The 22,762-nt window shown below is 41.0% G+C and carries 20 protein-coding genes; 15 read left to right on the top strand and 5 right to left on the bottom strand.

The annotated features are described in order from the left end of the window. Positions 1-5 precede the first annotated feature (5 nt). From EAE89_RS06365 to EAE89_RS06295, 15 genes are all read left to right on the top strand, one after another. Positions 6-959, top strand: a complete 954-nt coding sequence (locus EAE89_RS06365) for a beta-ketoacyl-ACP synthase III (RefSeq protein ID WP_054480678.1) — start codon at positions 6-8, stop codon at positions 957-959. Between the two features lie 18 nt (positions 960-977). Then, entirely contained in the window at positions 978-1,910 is a 933-nt protein-coding gene (gene fabD, locus EAE89_RS06360; RefSeq protein ID WP_214085559.1) for an ACP S-malonyltransferase, read from the top strand. A gap of 7 nt (positions 1,911-1,917) precedes the next feature. Then, positions 1,918-2,652, top strand: a complete 735-nt coding sequence (gene fabG, locus EAE89_RS06355; protein ID WP_214085558.1) for a 3-oxoacyl-ACP reductase FabG — start codon at positions 1,918-1,920, stop codon at positions 2,650-2,652. A gap of 154 nt (positions 2,653-2,806) precedes the next feature. After that, positions 2,807-3,043: an acyl carrier protein gene (gene acpP / locus EAE89_RS06350; RefSeq protein ID WP_015833846.1), complete on the top strand. Its 237-nt coding sequence runs from the start codon at positions 2,807-2,809 to the stop codon at positions 3,041-3,043. Positions 3,044-3,118: 75 nt separating this feature from the next. After that, positions 3,119-4,369, top strand: a complete 1,251-nt coding sequence (fabF, locus tag EAE89_RS06345) for a beta-ketoacyl-ACP synthase II (protein WP_054480684.1) — start codon at positions 3,119-3,121, stop codon at positions 4,367-4,369. A 371-nt stretch (positions 4,370-4,740) separates the two neighbouring features. Beyond that, on the top strand, positions 4,741-5,565 hold the full coding sequence (gene pabC / locus EAE89_RS06340) for an aminodeoxychorismate lyase (protein WP_054480686.1): 825 nt from the start codon (positions 4,741-4,743) through the stop codon (positions 5,563-5,565). A gap of 27 nt (positions 5,566-5,592) precedes the next feature. Further along, on the top strand, positions 5,593-6,618 hold the full coding sequence (mltG, locus tag EAE89_RS06335) for an endolytic transglycosylase MltG (protein ID WP_054480688.1): 1,026 nt from the start codon (positions 5,593-5,595) through the stop codon (positions 6,616-6,618). Next, positions 6,615-7,253 (top strand): dTMP kinase, encoded by a 639-nt coding sequence (tmk, locus tag EAE89_RS06330; RefSeq protein ID WP_054480689.1) that lies wholly within the window; start codon positions 6,615-6,617, stop codon positions 7,251-7,253. Before mltG ends, tmk begins: the two co-directional genes overlap by 4 nt. Next, complete coding sequence (holB, locus tag EAE89_RS06325; RefSeq protein ID WP_054480691.1) at positions 7,253-8,236, top strand: DNA polymerase III subunit delta'; 984 nt, start codon at positions 7,253-7,255, stop codon at positions 8,234-8,236. Before tmk ends, holB begins: the two co-directional genes overlap by 1 nt. A 30-nt stretch (positions 8,237-8,266) precedes the next feature. Continuing rightward, complete coding sequence (locus EAE89_RS06320; RefSeq protein WP_054480693.1) at positions 8,267-9,052, top strand: metal-dependent hydrolase; 786 nt, start codon at positions 8,267-8,269, stop codon at positions 9,050-9,052. Positions 9,053-9,123: 71 nt separating this feature from the next. Continuing rightward, positions 9,124-9,474 (top strand): purine nucleoside phosphoramidase, encoded by a 351-nt coding sequence (hinT, locus tag EAE89_RS06315; protein WP_214085557.1) that lies wholly within the window; start codon positions 9,124-9,126, stop codon positions 9,472-9,474. 252 nt (positions 9,475-9,726) lie between these two features. Beyond that, positions 9,727-10,293: a penicillin-binding protein activator LpoB gene (gene lpoB / locus EAE89_RS06310; protein WP_054480697.1), complete on the top strand. Its 567-nt coding sequence runs from the start codon at positions 9,727-9,729 to the stop codon at positions 10,291-10,293. Continuing rightward, positions 10,256-11,143: a thiamine kinase gene (gene thiK / locus EAE89_RS06305; protein WP_262499946.1), complete on the top strand. Its 888-nt coding sequence runs from the start codon at positions 10,256-10,258 to the stop codon at positions 11,141-11,143. Before lpoB ends, thiK begins: the two co-directional genes overlap by 38 nt. A 47-nt stretch (positions 11,144-11,190) precedes the next feature. Next, complete coding sequence (gene nagZ, locus EAE89_RS06300) at positions 11,191-12,213, top strand: beta-N-acetylhexosaminidase (protein WP_054480702.1); 1,023 nt, start codon at positions 11,191-11,193, stop codon at positions 12,211-12,213. Between the two features lie 401 nt (positions 12,214-12,614). After that, complete coding sequence (locus tag EAE89_RS06295; protein ID WP_054478218.1) at positions 12,615-13,919, top strand: NAD(P)/FAD-dependent oxidoreductase; 1,305 nt, start codon at positions 12,615-12,617, stop codon at positions 13,917-13,919. A 160-nt stretch (positions 13,920-14,079) separates the two neighbouring features. Here the strand turns inward: EAE89_RS06295 and EAE89_RS06290 are convergent, their stop codons facing one another. The 5 genes from EAE89_RS06290 to mfd form a co-directional block, all read right to left on the bottom strand. Next, positions 14,080-15,747, bottom strand: coding sequence for a S8 family peptidase (locus EAE89_RS06290; RefSeq protein ID WP_214085556.1), 1,668 nt, complete (start codon positions 15,745-15,747; stop codon positions 14,080-14,082). A gap of 192 nt (positions 15,748-15,939) precedes the next feature. Further along, positions 15,940-16,368, bottom strand: coding sequence for an N-acetyltransferase (locus EAE89_RS06285; RefSeq protein WP_054478220.1), 429 nt, complete (start codon positions 16,366-16,368; stop codon positions 15,940-15,942). Positions 16,369-16,491: 123 nt separating this feature from the next. Next, positions 16,492-17,337 carry a TauD/TfdA family dioxygenase gene (locus EAE89_RS06280; protein WP_149616783.1) on the bottom strand — a complete coding sequence of 282 codons (846 nt, stop codon included), beginning with the start codon at positions 17,335-17,337 and terminating at the stop codon, positions 16,492-16,494. Positions 17,338-17,349: 12 nt separating this feature from the next. After that, complete coding sequence (gene pvcA / locus EAE89_RS06275) at positions 17,350-18,327, bottom strand: L-tyrosine isonitrile synthase (protein WP_054478225.1); 978 nt, start codon at positions 18,325-18,327, stop codon at positions 17,350-17,352. 795 nt (positions 18,328-19,122) lie between these two features. Continuing rightward, entirely contained in the window at positions 19,123-22,572 is a 3,450-nt protein-coding gene (gene mfd / locus EAE89_RS06270; RefSeq protein WP_214085555.1) for a transcription-repair coupling factor, read from the bottom strand. Positions 22,573-22,762: the final 190 nt, after the last annotated feature.

The raw sequence follows: 22,762 nt of genomic DNA, 5'->3' as shown, positions 1-22,762 counted from the left end.
CATACATGTATACAAAAATTTTAGGTACAGGTAGTTATTTGCCTGCGCAAGTGCGCACTAATGCTGATTTAGAAAAAATGGTGGATACCTCTGACGAATGGATTGTTACCCGTACAGGTGTCCGTGAACGCCGTATTGCTACTGATGATGAAACTGTTGCAATTATGGGTTTTAGGGCTGCGGAAAAAGCGATTGAAATGTCTGGCATTGATAAAAATCAGATTGATTTAATCATTGTGGCGACGGCTTCATCCAGTCATGCTTTCCCAAGTTCTGCGTGCCAAATTCAGCACATGTTGGGTACCCAAAATTCAGCTGCTTTTGATATTTCTGCGGCTTGTTCTGGTTTTGCTTATGCACTGAGTATTGCTGATAAGTTCATTAAAACCGGTGCTGCAAAACATGCGTTGGTTATCGGCTCTGATTCTATTACCAGAACGCTTAATCCAGAAGATCGCGGAACCCTTATCCTGTTTGGTGATGGAGCGGGTGCGATGGTAGTCGGTGCTTCTGATGAGCCAGGGATTCTTTCAACTCACCTTCATGCAAACGGTAGCTATGGTGAATTGTTAGTGTTGCCTTATCAGGATCGCCAGGATCGGAAAGAACCAGCGTATGCCAGTATGATTGGTAATGAAGTATTTAAAATTGCAGTCCGTGAGTTGGCTAATTTGGTTGATGAGACATTAGAAGCTAATAATTTATCGCATAGTGCGCTGGATTGGCTGGTACCTCATCAGGCCAATTTGCGTATTATCGTAGCGACAGCTAAAAAGTTACATATGACTATGGATAAAGTGGTGGTGACGTTGGATCGTCATGGTAATACTTCCGCGGCATCGGTACCTACTGCATTTGATGAAGCGGTGCGTGATGGCCGGATTAAACGTGGTCAGTTAATTTTGCTTGAAGCTTTTGGTGGTGGTCTTACCTGGGGCTCAGCACTGATACGTTTTTAATTTGACAGGAAAATGAACATGTCTGAATTTGCAATGGTATTTCCTGGCCAAGGTTCTCAATCCCTTGGTATGTTGGCCGATTTGGCCGCAGAGTTCCCGGTTGTGGAACACACTTTTGCTGAAGCAGCTGGTGTGCTGGGATATGATCTTTGGGCACTGGTTCAACAGGGTCCGGCAGAAGGACTGAATAAAACATGGCAAACCCAACCCGCGTTACTGGCAGCTTCAGTTGCTATTTGGCGGGTTTGGCAGGAAAAAGGTGGAAAAGCACCAGCACTAATGGCAGGACATAGCCTGGGTGAATATTCTGCACTGGTTTGCGCAGGTGTCATTGATTTCAAACAAGCGATTAAACTTGTTGAACTGCGTGGCAAATTGATGCAAGAAGCTGTACCTGAAGGCACTGGTGCAATGTATGCAATTATTGGCTTGGATAATGAGTCTATTGACAGAGCCTGTAAAGAAGCAGCTCAGGGGCAAATTGTTTCCCCTGTTAACTTTAACTCACCTGGTCAGGTTGTTATTGCGGGTGAGAAAGAGGCTGTAGAACGTGCTGGCGTTGCATGCAAAGTTGCAGGCGCAAAACGTGCACTGCCTTTGGCAGTTAGTGCGCCGTCCCATTGTGCACTGATGAAACCAGCCGCAGATAAGTTGGCAGTTGTTTTGGACGGAATTGAATTCAGTCATCCTCAGTTCCCAGTGGTAAACAATGTTGATGTGAAAATAGAACAATCTGCTGAAGCTATCCGTGATGCACTGGTACGACAACTCTATAATCCTGTTCGTTGGACAGAAACAGTTGAATTTATTGCTGGACAGAGTGTCGGACAGCTATTAGAAATAGGGCCAGGTAAGGTTTTGACAGGTTTAACTAAAAGAATTGTCGATACTTTAAGCGCAGCAGCGGTTAATGACACAATTTCATTAGCAACCGCATTGGAAAATAATTGAGGATAACATGAGATTAGATGGAAAAATTGCACTGGTAACAGGCGCCAGCCGTGGAATCGGACGTGCAGTTGCTGAGTTATTCACTGAACGTGGAGCCTGTGTTATTGGTACAGCAACGAGTGAAAAAGGTGCTGAGGTCATCAGTGCTTACCTTGGTGAAAAAGGTAAGGGGTTTGTACTGAATGTTACTGATCTGGAATCTATTGAACAGGTTATGTCTACCATTCGTACAGAGTTTGGTGAAATTGACATATTAGTCAATAATGCAGGTATTACTTGTGATAACTTGGTGATGCGCATAAGAGATGATGAGTGGCAAAATGTTATTGACACTAATCTTTCTTCCGTTTTCCGCATGTCAAAAGCGGCAATGCGTCCTATGATAAAAAAACGTTACGGTCGTATCATTTCTATCGGTTCTGTTGTTGGGGCAGTCGGTAACCCTGGTCAAGCGAGTTATGCGGCGGCGAAAGCCGGGCTTATTGGTTTCAGTAAAACATTGGCTCGTGAAGTTGCTTCCCGTGGTATCACGGTCAACGTTGTCGCGCCAGGGTTTATCGAAACTGATATGCTCAGAGCATTACCAGATGAGCAGCTGGAAAGTTTTTCGAAGGACATACCAGTTAAGCGGTTTGGGGATGTGAAAGAAGTTGCCAGTGCTGTGGCTTTCTTAGCTTCTGATGAAGCGGCCTACATCACAGGTGAAACAATACATGTTAATGGCGGCATGTATATGAGCTAAAAAATGAGCGAACCAGTTGCATTTTTTGTGTTAAATAACGCAAAATAGAGCAAGATTGTGGTTCGACCAGCCGGGATTTGGTTGCATCTTTTCCTGTATTTTATAAACTACGAAAACCATCGCGAAAGCGAATTTTGATAGGAAATTTAATAGCATGAGCACTATTGAAGAACGCGTTAAAAAAATCATCGTTGAACAACTTGGTGTTAAAGAGGAAGAAGTTGTTAATTCAGCTTCTTTTGTTGATGACTTGGGCGCTGATTCTCTTGACACAGTTGAACTGGTAATGGCTCTGGAAGAAGAGTTTGATATTGAGATTCCAGACGAAGAAGCAGAAAAAATCACGACAGTTCAGGCAGCTATTGATTACGTCCAGAACGAAAGCAAATAAGTGAACACACCTAGGCGGTCACTCGACCGCCTATGTTTCTGTCCTAAATTCTATTTCCCTCCCTGGAGGATAAGCGTGTCTAAGCGTCGAGTAGTGGTGACCGGACTAGGCATGTTATCTCCTGTCGGTATTACAGCTGAATCTTCTTGGAAAGCTGTTTGTGCCGGACAGAGTGGTATCAGCCTGATTGATCATTTTGACACCAGTCACCATGCAACTAAATTTGCTGGCCTGGTTAAAGATTTTAATCATGAAGATTTTAATATTTCGCGCAAAGATGCACGAAAGATGGATGATTTCATTCAATATGGTATTGCAGCAGGTGTGCAAGCCATTGAAGATTCTGGAATCGAAGTAACAGAAGCCAATGCTAGTCGTTTTGGTGCTGCTATTGGTTCTGGTATTGGTGGTTTGGGTCTTATTGAGGAAAATCATGGAGCATTGGTGGCTAATGGTCCCCGTAAGATCAGTCCATTCTTTGTACCTTCCACAATTGTAAATATGGTGGCAGGTCATCTGAGTATTATTTACGGTTTACGTGGTCCAAGTATTTCTATCGCTACAGCGTGTACGTCAGGTGTGCATAATATCGGTCATGCAGCTCGTATTATTGCTTACAATGATGCTGATATCATGTTGGCAGGGGGTGCAGAAAAAGCTAGCACCCCTCTGGGTGTTGGTGGATTTGGTGCTGCCCGTGCTTTGTCTACCCGTAATGATGCTCCTCAGAGTGCAAGCCGCCCGTGGGATAAAGGCCGTGATGGTTTTGTTCTGGGGGATGGTGCAGGTATCCTGGTACTGGAAGAGTACGAGCATGCGAAGAAACGCGGCGCGAAAATTTATGCGGAAATCGTTGGGTTTGGCATGAGTAGTGATGCCTACCATATGACATCACCACCAGAAAATGGTGCTGGTGCTGCGTTGGCGATGGAAAATGCGCTAAAAGATGCTGGCATCACCACTGAACAAGTGGGATATATCAATGCACATGGCACTTCAACGCCTGCCGGTGACTTAGCGGAAGCCCATGCAGTTGAAGCAGTATTTGGTGAAGGTACTGATGTTTTAGTCAGTTCAACCAAATCAATGACGGGTCATTTACTGGGTGCAGCTGGTGCTGTGGAATCTATTTTCACAATTTTGGCACTGCGTGATCAGATTGTTCCGCCAACTATCAACCTGGAAAACCAGGATGAGAATTGCCGTCTGGATTTTGTTCCTAACAAATCCCGTAAGGTAGAAGGTATGGAATATGCACTGTGTAACTCTTTCGGCTTTGGTGGTACGAACGGTTCACTGATTTTCCGTAAGATCTATACCCAATAGATTTCAAGATGGATCGCGACGGCAAGGGAGCGAATCCCCGGGAGCATAGAGAACTATGTCATAGAGAACTCTGTGACCGGGGTGAGTGAGTGCGGCCAACAAAGAGGCAACTTGAAAGATAACAGGTATAAACTTTATTAACAAGCAAAGCTTGATATTACAAATACATGCTACTGAGAGCCACCTTTTCAGTATGATTTTGTAAATAGTTTAAGGCGCCAGAATAAAAAGCTCCAATAGTTGATCGTTATTGGAGCTTTTTTATGACAATTTCTGCGAGCATTTTTGCACTCATATCAGCTATATACTATGATACCGCTTCTTGATAAGTTGGTTGAAATGCCTTTTTGAGTAATTAAGAACAAAATCATATGCATTGGATTAATGGAGAGCTGTGTGACTACTTACCTGTGAATGATCGTTCAATTCAATTCGGTGATGGTTGTTTCACAACAGTAAGAATAGAGCAAGGACAAGCCGCTTTTTTGCCATTGCATATTAAAAGATTACAAAAAGGTGTTGAAAAGTTATCTCTTCCGCAACTTAATTGGCAACAGCTTGAAAGCCATATAAAGCAGATCGCTTCCACTTCTGAACAAGGCGTACTCAAGATTATCCTCTCCCGTGGAACTGGGGGACGTGGTTACAGCGTTCAAGGACTTACACAACCAAATCAGATCTTGTCTCTCAGTCCTTACCCCGAACACTATCTGAGGCTGCGTGAAAAAGGTCTTTCTTTAGTACTTAGTCCAATACCTATAGGGATAAACCCCTATCTTGCTGGAATTAAACATCTTAACCGATTGGAACAAGTATTGATTAAATCATTTATCGAAAAATTAAATGCCGATGAAGCTTTGGTACTTGATACAAATGGTTTATTGGTCGAGTGTTGTACTGCAAACATTTTCTGGCGCAAAGGGAAGGATGTGTATACTCCTGACTTGCAGAGCTGTGGCGTTGAAGGCGTGATGCGGGAAAGAATAATGCAGTTACTATCAGAAAGTGACTATTACCTTTCCTGTATAAACCATTACCCTGAGACATTGGCTTGTGCAGACGAGGTGATAGTCTGTAATTCGTTAATGCCGGTGATACCTGTCAACGAAATTCAGGTACATGAAAATCGGCCTGCATGGAAATATCAGTCAAGGGAGCTGTATGAATATTTGCTTCCTGAATGTTTGAAGTTGTAATTCATTCTGTGTTTAAGTGATTAATCGATGAAACGGAAAAAACGCCTTTTTACCCTATTGGTTCTGATTGTCATTGTGGTAGTGATATTGTTCTATGCGGGCTATAAAAAAGTTGAAAAATTTGCAGATCAAACACTGGCAATTAAACAAGATCTGATATTTACACTGCCAGCCGGCATTGGTCGCAATAGTTTGGAAACATTACTGGTTCAGGATGGTCTGATTGAAGACAGCCATATTTTCCCTTGGTTATTAAGGCTGGAGCCAAAACTTGCCGAGTTTAAAGCGGGCACTTACCAGTTGACACGAGAAATGACTTTGCGAGAAATGTTGCAATTATTCTCCAGTGGTAAAGAGGCACAATTCACGGTCCGTTTTGTTGAAGGCAGCCGTTTGTCTGATTGGTGGAAAATACTACAACAATCTGAGTATATTAAGCATGAATTGGATGATAAAAATGCTCAGGAATTAGCTAAGATTATGGGTATCAAGGACACAGATACCTTAGAAGGATGGCTCTATCCTGATACTTATCTCTACACGGCGGGTACAAGCGATATAGCGTTACTGAAACGGGCATACCGACAGATGAAAATGACGCTTGAAGAGGAATGGAAAGAACGAGCTAAAGATCTACCTTATAAAAATGCTTATGAAATGTTGATCATGGCGTCGATCATTGAGAAAGAGACAAGTGTTGAAGCGGAGCGGACAAAAGTGGCTTCTGTATTTATTAATCGCTTGCGAATAAATATGCGGCTACAAACTGATCCGACGGTGATCTACGGTTTAGGTGAAAAATATAGAGGCACTATTTTTCGCAAAGATTTAACCACATTGACACCATACAATACTTATATGATTAATGGCTTGCCACCAACACCCATTGCCATGCCCGGTCTGGCTTCAATAAAAGCCGCTGCGCATCCGGCAAAAACCGAATTTCTCTATTTTGTGGCGGATGGTAAAGGTGGTCATACTTTTACGACCAATCTGGCTGCACATAACAGGGCGGTGAATATTTACCGTCAGGGACTAAGACAAGGCAAATGAACAGCAAATTTATTGTTATTGAAGGGCTGGAAGGTGCCGGAAAAACCTCAGCGATGAAAACGGTCGTTGAAATATTGAAGCAGCATGGTATTCAGGATTTAGTGTTCACCCGTGAACCGGGAGGAACACCGTTGGCAGAAAGATTGCGTGAGTTGATTAAGCAAGGTATTGAAGGTGAACTTCTGACTGATAAAGCAGAGGTGTTGATGCTATATGCAGCCAGGGTTCAGTTGGTTGAAAATGTAATTAAACCTGCTTTAGCTCGTGGTTCATGGGTTGTCGGTGATCGTCATGATCTCTCTTCTCAGGCTTATCAAGGAGGAGGGCGTGGTATTGATAAAAACTTGATGACTTCGCTGCGTGATGCTGTCCTTGGTAGTTTTCGCCCTGATCTGACTATTTATCTTGACCTTCCTCCTAAAGTTGGTTTGTTACGTGCCTGTCAGCGTGGGGAATTAGACAGAATTGAAAAGGAATCGATGGATTTCTTTGATCGCACTCGTAGTTGTTATTTGGAATTTGCGGCACAGGATAAGAGTATTGTGACAGTTGATGCTTCCCAACCAATAGAGCGGGTACAAGCGGATATTTGCCAAGTACTTGAGCAATGGTTGAAACAGCAGGAAAATTGCTGATGAACTGGTATCCATGGCTTAATCAGGCATATCGTCAGTTGGTAGAATCTCATCAACAAGGACGTGGTCATCATGCTTTATTGCTTCATGCTAATGCAGGATCAGGGGCTGATGTATTGATATACGGATTAAGCCGCTGGTTGATGTGTCAGAATAAACAGGAAATGAAAAGCTGTGGAGAGTGCCATAGTTGCCGTCTGATGATGGCAGAAACCCACCCAGATTGGCATATTTTGTCACCGGAAAAGGGTAAAACCAGTATCGGTGTTGAGGTGATACGCCAGGTTACGGAAACGCTCTATCGCCGTTCCCAGCAAGGTGGGGTAAAAATTGTTTGGTTACCTTCAGCGGAAGGTTTGACAGACGCGGCGGCTAATGCATTATTGAAGACACTGGAAGAACCGCCGGAATATACCTATTTTTTGTTGGAATGCCAGCAGCCAGTCAGCCTTCTGGCAACTTTACGTAGCCGTTGTTTTTATTATTTTTTACCTGTACCCAAGGTGGAGAGCAGTCTTTATTGGTTACAAAAACAGTTACCCTCAATTTCTTCGAACGATGCAATGACGGCTTTGAAACTGTCTCAAGGCGCTCCTGTTGCGGCAGAGCAATTACTGCAACCGGAGCAATGGCAGGTGCGGAGGCAGTTTTGTCAGGCTATTGAACAGGCGTTGGATAAACGTGATGCTTTGTCACTTTTACCCCAATTAAATCACGAAAATGCGCCGCAACGTCTTCATTGGCTCATCAGCTTGTTACTTGATGCGGTCAAGTGGCAGCAGCAGTCCCCAAATTATTGCATCAATCAGGATCAACAAACGCTGATTTATCAATTGAGTTCCATGCATACTACAATTGTTTTACTACAAAGCGTTAATGACTGGACATATTGTCGTCATCAGCTACTTTCAGTAGTGGGCGTAAATTGGGAGCTGTTACTGACAGAGCAATTGCTTAATTGGGAAAAACAGTTTAATTCATAACCCTGAAATTTTTTTGTATACGAGTTTAATATGTTGTTAGTTGATTCACATTGTCATCTCGATTGCCTTGATTATGAAAAGCTACATAAAAATGTAGATGACGTTGTCGCAAAAGCGGCAGATCGGGAGGTAAAATTTATGCTGGCAGTAGCGACGACGCTACCCGGTTTCCGGCAAATGAAAACTTTAATTGGTGAGCGGGAAAATATCGTTTTTTCCTGTGGTATTCATCCACTTAATTTAGATGAAGGCTATGATTTTGATGAGTTGGCACATTTAGCTGCCGGCAATGAAGTTGTTGCTCTGGGTGAAACTGGGCTGGATTACTATTATCAACAGGATAACGCTGAACTACAGCGAACTTCATTTCGTGAACATATCCGTATTGGCCGCAGACTTAATAAGCCTGTTATCGTTCATACCCGCAGTGCTCGTGATGATACCTTGAGGGTATTGCGTGAAGAGCAGGCACAAGAATGTGGTGGTGTTTTACATTGTTTTACCGAAGATAAAGATACCGCCAGAGAATTACTGGATTTAGGCTTCTATATTTCATTCTCTGGTATTGTGACTTTCCGTAATGCAGAGCAAATTCGTGAAGCGGCAAGATATGTACCGTTGGATCGTATTCTGATTGAAACTGATTCCCCTTATCTTGCACCCGTGCCACATCGTGGCAAAGAAAATCAGCCTGCATACGTGCGTGATGTAGCGGAATATATGGCTGTACTCAAAGGCGTAAGTATTGAAGAAATGGCTAAAGTTACCACGCAGAATTTCTGTGATCTATTTCATGTTGAAGTATACAAAAACTGATTTATTAGCTTGAATTTGTGGTTTATAAGCATTCATATCTCTCTGTATTATTTGGATAAAAGGAAAATGTGATGGCAGAAGAAACTATTTTCAGTAAAATTATTCGTCGTGAAATACCTTCTGATATTATTTATCAGGACGACTTGGTAACGGCATTCCGTGATATTTCTCCGCAGGCACCGATTCATATTCTAATTGTTCCAAACGTTTTGATCCCAACGGTAAACGATGTGAAACCAGAGCATGAATTAGCGTTGGGGCGAATAATGACGGTTGCTGCAAAAATTGCTGAACAAGAAGGTATTGCGGAAGATGGATATCGTTTGATTATGAACTGTAACCGTCATGCAGGGCAGGAAGTATATCATATCCACATGCATCTGGTTGGTGGTTGCCATTTAGGGCCACTACTGGAGAAGTAAACGTGAAGCATCCCCAGGAGCATAGATAACGATGTGACTGGGGTAAGAGAAAGCAGCCAACAAAGAGGCAACTTGAAAGGTGACGGATATAGGCAGATATTCGGAGAGAATACGGGTTTCAGGATCACTCCGGGTATCTTGATTTTTTAAATAAATGCTCCGACTTTGTTACTGGGTTGAACTGATAGTCAATTGCTAGTGTCACAGCAGGAACTTATCTATTTTTTAAAACTCTGTAATTGGAATAGGTTGATGAAAAGAATTATTTTTGTAGCATTATCGGTCATGTTGTTGGCTGGTTGTCCATCCTTGCCACCACAGCAGCCTGAGCCTCCAGCTCCGGTTATACCTGTGCCGCCACCAGAACCGATATCACCACCTGATAAGGTTCCAGAGCCACCTAAAATGCGTATAACTGACTGGGAAGGTAGTGTGCAGCCATTAGTAGAACAAATGGTTAAGACTCATGGGTTGGGAAACGGGAAGTTACTGTTAATTGATACGGTAAAGAATAATACCAATGGGGTGTTGCAAGCCATGCAAGCAACAGATGCTTTGCGTCAAGTCATTAGTAGCAAAAATGTTTTTGAATTAGTTTCCCAAAATCAGGTGCAGAGTGCTCGTCAATCTTTGGGTTTAACTGAAGAAGATAGCTTGGGATTGCGCAGCAAAGCGATTGGCTTGGCTCGCTACTTGAATGCGGATTATGTTCTCTATTCTATCGTTTCAGGTAACACTGATAAACGTGACATCGTCATGCAACTGATGTCGGTACAGACTGGTGAGATTCTCTGGTCAGGGTTCAGTGACGTTAAGTAATTATGATCGTTTGTTGGAGGCAGTGTGTAGACAATGGCCTCATACAATAGCAAGTGATTGGAAGATAAGACCGCTAAGCGGTCTGACACATGAAAGCTATTACGTGACTCATGGTGAATATCATGTTGTCGGTCGCAGGCAGTGGCAGCAAGGGAGTCAGCTCGGTGTTAATCGTCAGCGTGAGCATGCTATTCTGCTCCATCTCAGCCAGACAGAAATTGCTCCGCAAGTGATTGCCATGGATCGCCACTGGTTGTTATTAGAATGGTTGCCTGGCCATGTTATTGGACAAGATGAGTTTTCTCAGCCTGATTTTTTGCAAAAATTGGCGGCACTATTGGTCACTTTGCATCATCAGCCGCTGTTCGGTTATCCGCTTCAACTACGGCATCAGTTAGAAAGCCAGTGGTTGCAAATCGATAAAGCTCGTCTTACTCCGGGCTGGTTGCGGCTACATAAATATTTTATCTCCTCTCCAACGCCTTCAATACTGAAACTGTCACCGGTTCATATGGATGTTCATTGCGGTAATTTAATCAATACGCATCAGGGATTGAAACTCATTGACTGGGAATATGCAGCGGATACAGATATTGGGTTTGCATTAGCGACATTGTTTCGGACTAATCATTGGGATAAACCGCAGCAACAGATGTTTTTGAACTATTATTGTGGTCAACCATCAGGATATCTGGATCGAACGTTATTGGAGCGTCAGATTAAACGTTGGCAACCTTGGGTTGATTATATGATTTTAATGTGGTTTGAAGTGCGTTGGAAACAGAGCCGTGATAGACAATTTTTAGAATTAGCACAACAGTTGCGTCTCTCTTTTGGTCTGGCGTTTTAATCTCTTACGCTGCATCGATTGCAGTACATTTACAAGTGAGGAATGTTATGGGTCCGGTAATGTTAGATGTTGTCAGTTATGAACTGGATAGTGAAGAAAAGGAAATTTTACAACATCCATTAGTGGGCGGTTTAATTCTGTTTACCCGCAATTTTCATGATGTTGAGCAATTACGTGAATTAGTACGCCAGATTCGTAAGGCTTCCCGTCATCGTCTTGTCATTGCTGTTGATCAGGAAGGTGGCAGAGTTCAGCGTTTCCGTGAAGGTTTCACCCGTTTACCTGCGGCCCAGTCTTTTGCTGAATTGAGTGATAATTTTGATGGTATGAAATTGGCGCAAGAAGCAGGGTGGCTAATGGCATCCGAAATGATTGCAATGGATATCGACATCAGTTTTGCTCCCGTTCTGGACTTGGGCCATCAATGTGTGGCTATTGGTGAACGTTCATTCCATGAAAACCCTGAACAGGCCATGATGATGGCAGAACACTTTATTAAAGGTATGCATTCTGCTGGCATGAAATCGACGGGTAAACACTTTCCGGGACATGGTGCTGTTTGTGCCGATTCCCATAAAGAAACGCCTCACGATGATCGTCCTCTGGAACTCATTTGCCGTCATGACATGTCTATTTTTCGTGATTTTATCCAGCGTAACTTGTTGGATGCGATGATGCCGGCTCATGTGATCTATTCTCAGGTAGATAAATATCCTGCCAGCGGATCATCATATTGGTTGAAATCAGTGCTGCGCCAGCAATTGGGCTTTAATGGCGTGATATTTTCGGATGACCTTTCTATGGAAGGTGCGGCGATTATGGGCAGTTACGTTGAGCGCGGACAGGCTGCATTGAATGCTGGATGTGACATGATCCTGGTGTGTAATAATCGTGAGGGGGCGGTCAGTGTGATTGATAATCTACCTCTGACCAAAGCAGAGAAAGTATCAGAATTGTATCATCGGGGCGGTCAATTCAGTCTGAATGAGTTAAAGGATTCAAAACGCTGGCAGCAGGCTAGTAAAGCGTTAATTGCTTTACATGATAAATGGCAAGATTGTGTGAGGTAGTGATAAAAATATTTCAAAGCTTCATTTGTTTATCAAAATGAGACAGTTGCTAATCCCAGGGTAGGGTAGAGAGTCTCTATCCTGGAAGTTCATTCCTATAATTTCCTCAATGTCAGGTTTTTTAGGAATTTCTTCTAAATCGTATTTTACTTTTTATGTAAATAGGAAAATGAGACAAATGAGGGATGAACCGAACCAGCTGAAAATAAATTGACAATTTCTGTGATTGATGTTTATTTATTCAAAAGAATTTAATGTCACTCAATTTTGGTATGACCAACTAACCAGTCGTGATATTCTGTAACTATCACATCAGTTATTTATATAAAAATAAATGTTATTTAAGGGCATTACTTTAATGTCCTTAAATAACATTTTGTTTACATTTTAGTGGAGTAGTCATGACAACACCAAAGAAGAGAATTGTGATCATTGGTGGAGGTGCTGGTGGTTTGGAACTGGCAACCAGTCTGGGGCATAAGCTGGGACGCAAAAAGAAAGCAGAAATTGTGCTGGTGGATCGTAACCAAAGCCATTTGTGGAAGCCGCTATTACATGAAGTTGCGACAGGATCATTGGACGATGGTGTTGATGCATTGAGTTATCTGGCTCATGCCCGTAACCACTGTTTCAATTTCCAATTAGGGACTTTGACCGATATTCACCGTGATACCAAAAAGATTTCTTTGGCTGAGATCCGAGGTGAATATAACGAGATACTGGTTCCTGAGCGTGAATTGAGTTATGACATTCTGGTTATGGCCTTGGGCAGTAAATCTAATGATTTTGGTACGCAGGGTGTGAAAGATAACTGTATCTTCCTGGATAACCCACAACAAGCTCATCGTTTTCATAATGAAATGCTGAATCTGTTTCTTAAGTATTCTGCCAGCGGTAATCAGCAAGATAAAGTTAATATTGCGATTGTTGGTGGTGGTGCGACAGGCGTTGAGCTGTCGGCGGAATTACATAATGCAGTAAAACAGCTTAATAGTTATGGTTTTGAGGGGCTTAATTCAGAAGCGCTAAACGTTACGTTAGTAGAGGCTGGAGAGCGTATTTTGCCGGCATTGCCAGTACGTATTTCTGCTGCGGCACATCAAGAGCTGACAAAACTTGGCGTTCACGTATTAACTAAAACCATGGTGACCAGTGCTGATGAGTATGGGTTGAATACCAAAGAGGGTGAGCTGATTAAAGCTGATCTAATGGTGTGGGCTGCTGGCATCAAGGCACCGGATTTTATGAAAGATATTGCTGGTCTTGAAACTAACCGGATTAATCAACTGGTGGTGAAGCCGACGTTGCAAACGACATTTGATGACCATATTTTTGCAATTGGCGATTGTGCATCATGCTCGAAGAAAGAGGGTGGTTTTGTTCCACCAAGAGCACAGGCGGCTCACCAAATGGCCAGCCGTTGTCATAGCAATATTATTGCGTTGCTGAATGACAAGCCGTTAAAAGAGTATGTTTATAAAGATCATGGTTCTTTGGTTTCATTATCTAAATTCAGTACGGTTGGTAGTCTAATGGGCAATCTGATGCGTGGCTCAATGATGATAGAAGGGCGTGTGGCGCGTGCAGTCTATATTTCTTTATACCGTATGCATCAGGTAGCTTTACATGGTTATGTTAAAACTGGCTTGATGATGTTAGTGGGTGGAATTAACCGTGTAATTCGTCCACGATTAAAATTGCATTAATTATTTATACCCAATAGATTTCAAGTTGCAGTGCGGCGGCAAGTGAACGCAGCCAACAAAGAGGCAACTTGAAAGATAACAGGTATAGTTGATAAGGCTACCTGCGATAGCTGGTAGCCTTTATAGGGCATGACTTTTTTACTTGAAATAATCTACTTAATTAAGAAAATAGACGATCCATTAGTTTGAAAGCATTTTCGACATTCGGACGCGAGCCGATTCCCTGTGGTTCTCCTATTGTAAAACCACTGTTTTTAACCAATGTCGCTATTTGAGAGCAATTAAGATATTTATGATATTTTAATTTTGCATAAGACTGAATGAGTGCTAGTGCGCCTGAAACTAAAGGTGTTGCACTGGATGTCCCATTATAACTACGAGTGTAGTTTCTATTATTTCCGGGTAGGCGTTGTAAGTTTGAATATCCAGTGGTTGTGACATTTTCACCCCAGGAATTTAAACTGGTATAGAGATTATGATTGGAAAAGCCTAACCTGTGTCCATTAATTGATGTACAGGCACCGATCATAATACCACCATGATCTCCATAATTAGGGAAAGTGAAGTCATAGGCTAAATTAATACCACTATTACCAGAAGCAAAAATAATGATTGCCCCTGCGTCGGCACAACTTTTTATTTTTTGCCAATTAGATGCTAGATAGGTAAAAGGATAATATCTATTATTGGCTACAATTTGAATATTTAAACTAATAATATCTCCTGGTAAAAAGCTATATATAATTCTATCAAAATCATCGACGTCATAAAAACGGAATTGACATTCGTGAGCAATACCAGTTACACCGAATTTATTATCCTTTGCGGAAATACAGCCGGTGGCGGCTGTGCCGTGATTACAATCTTGTGTTTCTGGGCGACTATTGATAACTGTAATATTACCAACTAGATCTTCATGGTTTCTGTAAACACCAAAATCAAGGTGGTGTACAGTGATACCTTGACCTTTATAACCTTTATTCCAGGCATTTCGGATATTCATACCATTGTGCTCATTTAAATATCCCTGTAGATATGAAAAATCAGGTGTAGTGATATCAATAGTGAATTCGGAGGGGATCTTTTGTGCTAAAAGCAAAGGAGGTGGGGGCATATTTTTCAGCTCAGGAATGAGAGAGCAAAACTCGACATAATCCAGTTTCTCCAGCTCATTGGCTAACTTGACTAAATCAGAATGACTAATATCTGCGTTTATCTTGTAAAGATAAGTTAATTTACTAAATTCTGGAGTTTTCCATATTTTTTTATCAAAATCTTCTTTATCAAAAACCGGCCTTATGTCTATTTTATGCTTAAATGAATTAAAAATAGGTAATAAATCCGTTCTTTCGGCTTCAAATCTTTTTAATCCATCGGCAGAAAACATGATCTCAAGATGGTACTTCAAATTATCATTTAGAATATGGTTGTTTCCTTTTAGAGAGACAATTCTATCTTTAGATGAAATTTGTTTCGGAGGGATATGGTTGATATTAATATCATTACTTACATTTTTATTTATTTCATCTATTTCTTTATCTATATCAAATAGCAGGTCTGATTCTTTTATTTCTATGTTTTCTGGTGTAAGGTTTTTAATAGTTTTACCATCTTTCATGATAGTAGTTTCTATTATATAATTTGCGGGTTTAAGTGAAGTAAAACAGGCGAGTTGATTATCTTCACTGTAACATTCATATATCTCTTTTTTGGTTAAGTTGGTTAATATATATTTTATTACTGTATGTTTATCCATTTCACCATGACATTTAAGATATAGATTTCCGTCAAATTTTGCAGATTTAAAATACTCAAGAGATATGGACATGGTTATTTTCCTCTTTAGTGTTAATTGCCTCCTTAGTATAACTATAGTTGGTTATTTAAAATTATTATTATTTCTCAGTCCATAGAGAGTGATCGGACCATCTATATTGATTATTGCTGAGTGTGATTTATAAATAAATTTATAATCTATCAGGAAATAAATTTATTATTTCCTGAGATCTGATTGAAAAGGTCAGGTTCTAATATATTCCATTAATAACGCAGGGTAACCTGTATTTTTATCTATTATTTTTTCTTTTTCTGAGAAACCACAGTTAAGATAGAAATGGATGGAGTTTATATTTTGGCAATAAACCTCTAATTCCAGCTTATCCCGTAGATTTTTTGCATAGTTGATAAGTTGTTTACCGATACCTTTTCCTTGCTCTGATGGTGCAACAAAGATCGCAGCAATATTATTTTCATATAGGCTGAAAAAACCTATTACAGAACCTTGATTTTCATATACATAATTTTCTGATAATGGAATATAAATATCACGCATATCATCTACTTTGCTTTTCCAGAAATCAGCATCAATAAATTTGTGGGAAATCAATGATGCTGATAGCCAGATGTGCAGAATAGAATCCATATCCTGTGTGTTAAAAGGGCGGATCATTCTTGACTCCCGGTAGATTGATTTTGGCTGGTATTATATTGCAAAAACAAAAGGCCAGCGTACTACAATGGGAGTTGGGAGTCAAAGTAATAATCTTTCCAGTTCTTCGTCCGTATAAAAATATTATGATCTTAACGCTTGATTATTAAAGACCGGATCAGATTGAATGTGGATTCTCTGTAAATGCCGTTCTGATTTGGAAGTAAATCCTTCACGTCCATGCAGTAGAGAGAAATTATCCACAATCACGAGATCACCTTTTTGCCAGGCATGAGCATATAAGTGACGCTTGTCGTACAGTATATTTATAAAATCTTGCTGGAATTTATCTACCTGATCGGAGTTGATATTATGGTATTCAATAGCATGTTTATTAAGGAATTTTTCACCATCTACTGCTGGCTCGTTATATCTGATAACGAATCCGTTTCCGTCTGGATGCTCTTCTAATAGAGGGGAATGAACTTCTCCACCATAATGAGTGACTTTATTAATACGATAAGTAACAGATATATTTTTCCATTGTTCTAATTGCTGTTGGGTAGCATTAGCAATAACACGACGGGTATTGACAAAGGTTGTCCTGCCTCCTTGGTCACTTTCAGGTGCATGGGCACAATGGAACATAATAAATTCGGGAATTGTCGGTTTATACATACCATCCCAGTGAAGTGGCATATAGGTGTTATCAAAGACATGGTCGGTAGCATCTTGGTGTTCACGGACATCTAAGATGGCACCAAATGGCCACATCATTATTTCTCCCCAACTACGGGCATATTCTTCGTATTTTTCGCGATCGGATAAGTTAGATTTGAAACCACGCAATATAAGCAGATTATGTTTTTTAGTCAGTTCTCTTAGTTGTTCTATTGGTAGAGAATCAATATGTTGATCGGAATATTGCGGTGTGATTTTTAGACCAAAAGGTATGATCTCTTCTGTCTGAAATTTATTTAATTCTGTCATTATCTTTTTCCTTTAAATTACATAATGGCTGGGTTTTCCATGAATATTGACTAATTTTCCGCCCATCATCTGAACTTCTTTGTGTTTCATAAGTATAAATTGCCCATTTACATTGGCTGCGACACCATGCCAAGGGGTTAACCAGTCATCCCGGGTTGGCATCATATGAATACCGAATTTAATACTGTCTGCTGGTTGAGGATGAATAGACAGACGTATAGATTTTGGGAAATGAGTATCTAATAAACTTCCCCATGCCCAGCTTCGTTGAATAACACCGATAGCTCTTTGTTTGGCATCTTTTTGCAAGGCATTGTTTGATCCGGTATAACCAGGTAATAAGCTGTCTTCATATAAAAAGCGGGTGACTGCACGATACAGTTGCAATCCATCATTATTTTGTAACAATTCATCTTTGATGGATTCTTCAGAGCGGGCGTAATGTTTTACTAGCATATCTCTCTGTAAGTTAAAATTATCGCTATGCTCGCAGAGTTCCTTATCATCGTTGAGATTAAATGTACCTAAATTGATAGCACCCATTTCATGGAGTAATTGTTTAATATCTTCATGATATTGGCTGATAACGTCGTCTTTGACACGAATTAGATCACCGAAAACATGTCCGTCAGAACAAATGATAATACGTGCACCAGGAGGATAATAAAGCTGGATACGTTGGCATAGAGAATTAAGAAAACTCAAAGACAAGCGTTCTGCCATATCGGGAGCGGTACCAAGTACTTTATTTTTGTTTGGCGATTTGGTTGGGAATGCGGGTAAAATAAATTCTATAGGCTTTTTATTTTTGATAAAATATTCAATTCTAGGTAATTGTACACCTTTAATGATTTCTTCTTCCAGAGCTAAATCTCTTTCTGAATCGGTTAGGTGTCGGCGATATTGCAACAACTCATGCAGAATTTGCATCGAAATACTTTTAGAGGAAATTTTATCGGAAGTGATATTATTATTAGTGACACTTTGCATAATGACTATTTCTCATATTTGTTATAAATGTCTATTATTTTTTCTTAACAGATAAATAACGGTTTAACTAATTGGTATAGACGAAGTGTAAGATAATGCAATTAAAAGATAATATAATATTTAGGAATATATAATAATTTATTTTCTAATAAACAATATGTTTGAATATGATTTTTATAATTACTCAATATATTTGATTGATTGTTACAATAAGGCACAGTTTCACAATATTATTAGCCTATTAGATAACTGGTACGATCACTATAATAGAATGGTAACTTAAGCTAAATTTAGGTGCGTGGAATGAAATGATTGAACGGTCTTATATCGGTGTTCTAGTAAAATTGCGCTTAAATAATGAGGCTAAGAGGCATCTTTTTTCTAGTTATTATCTTGGGTTATATAATATTACTTATACATAAGTAAAAAAAATAATTATAACAGGATAGAGTTAATATAAATTAAAATGGCCCATTGTTAAATAGGATTGATAATATGGGTTGTTATTACGAGCATGACTATATCTGATTGGTATTTCATGGGAATTAATCTTTTTCTTAATCTAATCAAGGTGATAATTCTGCCTAAGTATGAATATTGCATATAATTTTAATCTCAAAAGATACTGATGGATAAGTTACATCACAATTATCCAATATTCCATAGATCAATATTGGTTTCACTTATTTTACAGAGTTACATGGAACAAATGGGTAGTTTAAGTTTTGCAAAGCGAATTGCCGCACTTCCCCCACAGACTGATAATCAATCATGACGGGGGAAGTGAAAAATGACTTAGGAGTTGACCTGATGCTGTTCAAAAGCATTCAGTAACTGTTGGATAAATTCCAGACGTGATGTCCTTTCGTTCAAGTCCGTAATGAATTTCAGTTTTACAGGGCCATCCAGTCGGTAAATTTCAGGCTGTTTTTGTAATAGACTAATCAGATAAGTTGGATCAACTTTATTTTTTTCACTAAACTCGATGAATCCGCCTTTCTCATGGGCTTCTATTCGCTTAATACCTAATTTCTGAGCTGACAGGCGAGTTGTGGCTGATTGTAATAAGTGGCGTCCTGCATCAGGTAATGTGCCAAATCGGTCTATCAATTCAACTTTTAATTCTGCTAATTCCGATTCGTCTCTGGCACTGGCAATCCGTTTGTAGAAAGACAAGCGCATATTAACATCAGGAATATAATCATCAGGTAACAAGACAGGCATGCGTAATTCAACATCAGTCTGGCTATTTGTTAAGTCTTCAAGTGAAGGTTCACGACCCGCTTTTAGTGCATCGACAGCGCTTTCCAATAGCTCCATATAGAGTGTGAAGCCAATAGTTGTCATCTGGCCGCTTTGTTCTTCACCAAGTAGTTCTCCGGCTCCACGGATTTCAAGGTCATGAGTGGCTAGTGCAAAACCTGCACCTAAATCCTCAAGCGAAGCGATTGCTTCCAGACGTTTATGGGCATCGACTGTCATTGCTTTCGGATGTGGAGTCAGAAGATAAGCATAAGCCTGATGATGAGAACGTCCAACACGTCCACGCAGTTGATGCAATTGAGCAAGGCCGAAATGGTCAGCACGTTCAATAATGATGGTATTGGCACTTGGAATATCAATGCCAGTCTCAATAATCGTAGTACAGATCAGAACATTAAATCGTTGATGATGGAAATCGGTCATTACCCGTTCTAAATCTCGTTCACGCATCTGACCATGGCCAATGGCGATCCGTGCTTCTGGTACCAACTCTTCAAGACGTAGTTTGGTTTTCTCAATATTCTCAACATCATTGTAAAGATAGTAAACTTGACCACCGCGCAAGATTTCACGCAGTATTGCCTCTCGAACGACCAGGCTGTCATATTCACGGACGAATGTTTTGACTGCCAGACGGCGGGCGGGAGGTGTTGAAATGATTGAGAGATCCCGCATGCTACTCATTGCCATATTGAGCGTCCGCGGAATGGGGGTTGCGGTAAGCGTCAAAATGTCGACGTCCGCACGCATGGCTTTAATCTGCTCTTTGTGACGTACACCAAACCGGTGCTCCTCATCGACAATTAACAAACCAAGATCTTTCCAGCGCAGGTTACTTTGCAGTAATTTATGAGTACCGATGATAATGTCTACTTTACCAGCGGCTGCCATTTCAACCACTTGCTGTTGCTCTTTTGCGCTGCGAAAGCGGGATATCATCTCAATACGTATAGGCCAATTAGCAAAACGGTCACGGAAATTGTCAAAATGTTGCTGGGCCAGAAGCGTTGTCGGAACCAGTACAGCCACTTGTTTATCATTATGGACGGCCAGAAATGCGGAGCGCATAGCAACTTCAGTTTTACCAAATCCCACATCACCGCAAATTAGGCGATCCATTGCTATTGGCTGACGCATATCATTTAGAACGGCGTTGATAGCCTGTTCTTGATCTGGCGTAGTTTCAAATGGGAAGCTTTGGCAGAATAATTGGTATTGTTCCTGATCATGCTTAAATGCAAATCCTGGTTTTACGGCACGGTGAGCATAAATATCGAGCAGTTCGGCGGCGACATCACGTACTTTTTCAGCCGCTTTCAGGCGGGCCTTGCTCCATGTCTCTCCACCCAATTTATGTAATGGGGCGTTTTCATCTGCACCACCTGCGTAGCGACTAATCAGATGCAGTGAAGACACAGGGACATAGAGTTTGTCATCACCAGCATAGCTCAATATCAAGTATTCTGCTTTAATGCTACCTGCTTCGAGAGTGGTTAATCCCTGATAACGGCCAACACCATGTTCCAGATGGACGACTGGCTGGCTGGGGCGTAATTCTGCAAGGTTACGGATCAGGGTATCGGTATTAATAGTACGGCGAGTATCCTGATGGCGGCGGACAACACGCTCCCCAAGCATGTCACTTTCACAGATCAGAGTAAGTTCATTCTTGTTATCAATAAAACCATGTTCAGCTGCACCAATCATTAAAAAGTGACCCGGTTCCTGAGCTTCATCCAGTTTGCTGATTTTAATTGGTTTAATCTTTATCCGTGACAACAATTCTTGCAATGTTTCTTTGCGGCCTTCGCTCTCAACGGAGAAAATAACACGGCCACTGAATTGCTCAAGGAAACGGCGAAGTTTATCCAGCGGTGCTTTATTTTGTGCGACAATAGATAGATCAGGTAGTCGTTGATAATCAAGATTTGTATGGCTGGCTTTTTTACTAAGTTCTTCCGTTTTGAGTTGAATACGAGGCCAATTTTTCAGTTCAGAGAACAGCTTATCAGCTGGAAGCCAAAGTTCTTCCGGTGGTAAAAGCGGTCGCATTGGATCAATTTTACGATTCACAAAACGCTGTTGAACATCTTGCCAGAAGCGCTCAGCAGAGCTGTTGACTTCTTGGCTGATAATAATCAAGGTATTATCTGGTAGATAATCAAACAACGAGGGCAAGGGTTGTTTGAAAAACAGCGGTTGCCAATATTCTATCCCGGCTGGTAACGTGCCTTTACTAACTTGCTGATAAATGTGCTCACTATCACGACGGACTTCGAAACGTTCCCGCCACTGGCTGCGAAACAGTTCAATAGTTTCTTTATCTGTTGGAAATTCATGAGCAGGTAATAAGTTGATTTGCTTGACCTCAGTTAGCGTGCGCTGACTGTCAACATCAAAAATTCGCAGGCTATCAATGTCATCATCGAAAAAATCGATACGATAAGGATGCTCGCTTCCCATTGGAAAAAGGTCAAGCAATGCGCCTCGGGTGGCAAATTCACCATGTTCGAGAACCTGTTCAACGCTGCGATAGCCCGCCTGTTCCAGTTCAGCGCGGAGTTTATTCCGTGAGAGCTTTTGTCCTTTATGCATAACCAATGCATGCCCGTGAAGATATTCATGTGGGCAAACCCGCTGCATTAAGGTGTTTACCGGCAGGATTAAAACACCCTTGGTTACCGTTGGCAGACGATAAAGTGTAGACAGGCGGTTGGAAATAATTTCCTGATGAGGAGAAAAACTGTCATAGGGCAGTGTTTCCCAGTCAGAAAGTATATTGATAGGACAGTCGGTAAACTGATGGACTTCATCATGCAGACGTAAAGCGTTTTGCATATCCTTGGTTATCAGTACGACAGGACCTTGATGGCGTTCGACAATTTCAGCACACTCTACAGCATAGGCTGCGCCAGTGAGCCGACCTAACTGGCGGCTATCACCGCAGCGTTCAGGAAGTTCATAACGGTATTTTGAGGACATAAGCGTTAATGTGTTCTCTATGATTCAGCCCATTCCCAACAGATTTTTTGACCTATAATGGTCTTAAAATAAACACGCTGGCAGGTTGAGAAAAAATAAAAAAAACCACAGATTTGGGCGTTGGTGGTTCCATAAAGTATAGCTACCCTTTATTATCCCCGAACACTTTGCTTTGGCAACAGGGGCGTAA

Source organism: Photorhabdus heterorhabditis, from assembly GCF_018448905.1.
In the GTDB taxonomy this organism is placed as follows: Bacteria; Pseudomonadota; Gammaproteobacteria; order Enterobacterales; family Enterobacteriaceae; genus Photorhabdus; species Photorhabdus heterorhabditis.
This window is presented reverse-complemented; position numbering and strand designations above follow the sequence as displayed.

Excerpts from the sequence above, each read along its gene's own strand:
- EAE89_RS06365 (WP_054480678.1), top strand. The coding sequence starts at position 6 with ATGTATACAAAAATTTTAGGTACAGGTAGTTATTTGCCTGCGCAAGTG.
- fabD (WP_214085559.1), top strand. The coding sequence starts at position 978 with ATGTCTGAATTTGCAATGGTATTTCCTGGCCAAGGTTCTCAATCCCTT.
- fabG (WP_214085558.1), top strand. The coding sequence starts at position 1,918 with ATGAGATTAGATGGAAAAATTGCACTGGTAACAGGCGCCAGCCGTGGA.
- acpP (WP_015833846.1), top strand. The coding sequence starts at position 2,807 with ATGAGCACTATTGAAGAACGCGTTAAAAAAATCATCGTTGAACAACTT.
- pabC (WP_054480686.1), top strand. The coding sequence starts at position 4,741 with ATGCATTGGATTAATGGAGAGCTGTGTGACTACTTACCTGTGAATGAT.
- mltG (WP_054480688.1), top strand. The coding sequence starts at position 5,593 with ATGAAACGGAAAAAACGCCTTTTTACCCTATTGGTTCTGATTGTCATT.
- tmk (WP_054480689.1), top strand. The coding sequence starts at position 6,615 with ATGAACAGCAAATTTATTGTTATTGAAGGGCTGGAAGGTGCCGGAAAA.
- holB (WP_054480691.1), top strand. The coding sequence starts at position 7,253 with ATGAACTGGTATCCATGGCTTAATCAGGCATATCGTCAGTTGGTAGAA.
- EAE89_RS06320 (WP_054480693.1), top strand. The coding sequence starts at position 8,267 with ATGTTGTTAGTTGATTCACATTGTCATCTCGATTGCCTTGATTATGAA.
- hinT (WP_214085557.1), top strand. The coding sequence starts at position 9,124 with ATGGCAGAAGAAACTATTTTCAGTAAAATTATTCGTCGTGAAATACCT.
- lpoB (WP_054480697.1), top strand. The coding sequence starts at position 9,727 with ATGAAAAGAATTATTTTTGTAGCATTATCGGTCATGTTGTTGGCTGGT.
- nagZ (WP_054480702.1), top strand. The coding sequence starts at position 11,191 with ATGGGTCCGGTAATGTTAGATGTTGTCAGTTATGAACTGGATAGTGAA.
- EAE89_RS06295 (WP_054478218.1), top strand. The coding sequence starts at position 12,615 with ATGACAACACCAAAGAAGAGAATTGTGATCATTGGTGGAGGTGCTGGT.
- EAE89_RS06290 (WP_214085556.1), bottom strand. The coding sequence starts at position 15,747 with ATGTCCATATCTCTTGAGTATTTTAAATCTGCAAAATTTGACGGAAAT.
- EAE89_RS06285 (WP_054478220.1), bottom strand. The coding sequence starts at position 16,368 with ATGATCCGCCCTTTTAACACACAGGATATGGATTCTATTCTGCACATC.
- EAE89_RS06280 (WP_149616783.1), bottom strand. The coding sequence starts at position 17,337 with ATGACAGAATTAAATAAATTTCAGACAGAAGAGATCATACCTTTTGGT.
- pvcA (WP_054478225.1), bottom strand. The coding sequence starts at position 18,327 with ATGCAAAGTGTCACTAATAATAATATCACTTCCGATAAAATTTCCTCT.
- mfd (WP_214085555.1), bottom strand. The coding sequence starts at position 22,572 with ATGTCCTCAAAATACCGTTATGAACTTCCTGAACGCTGCGGTGATAGC.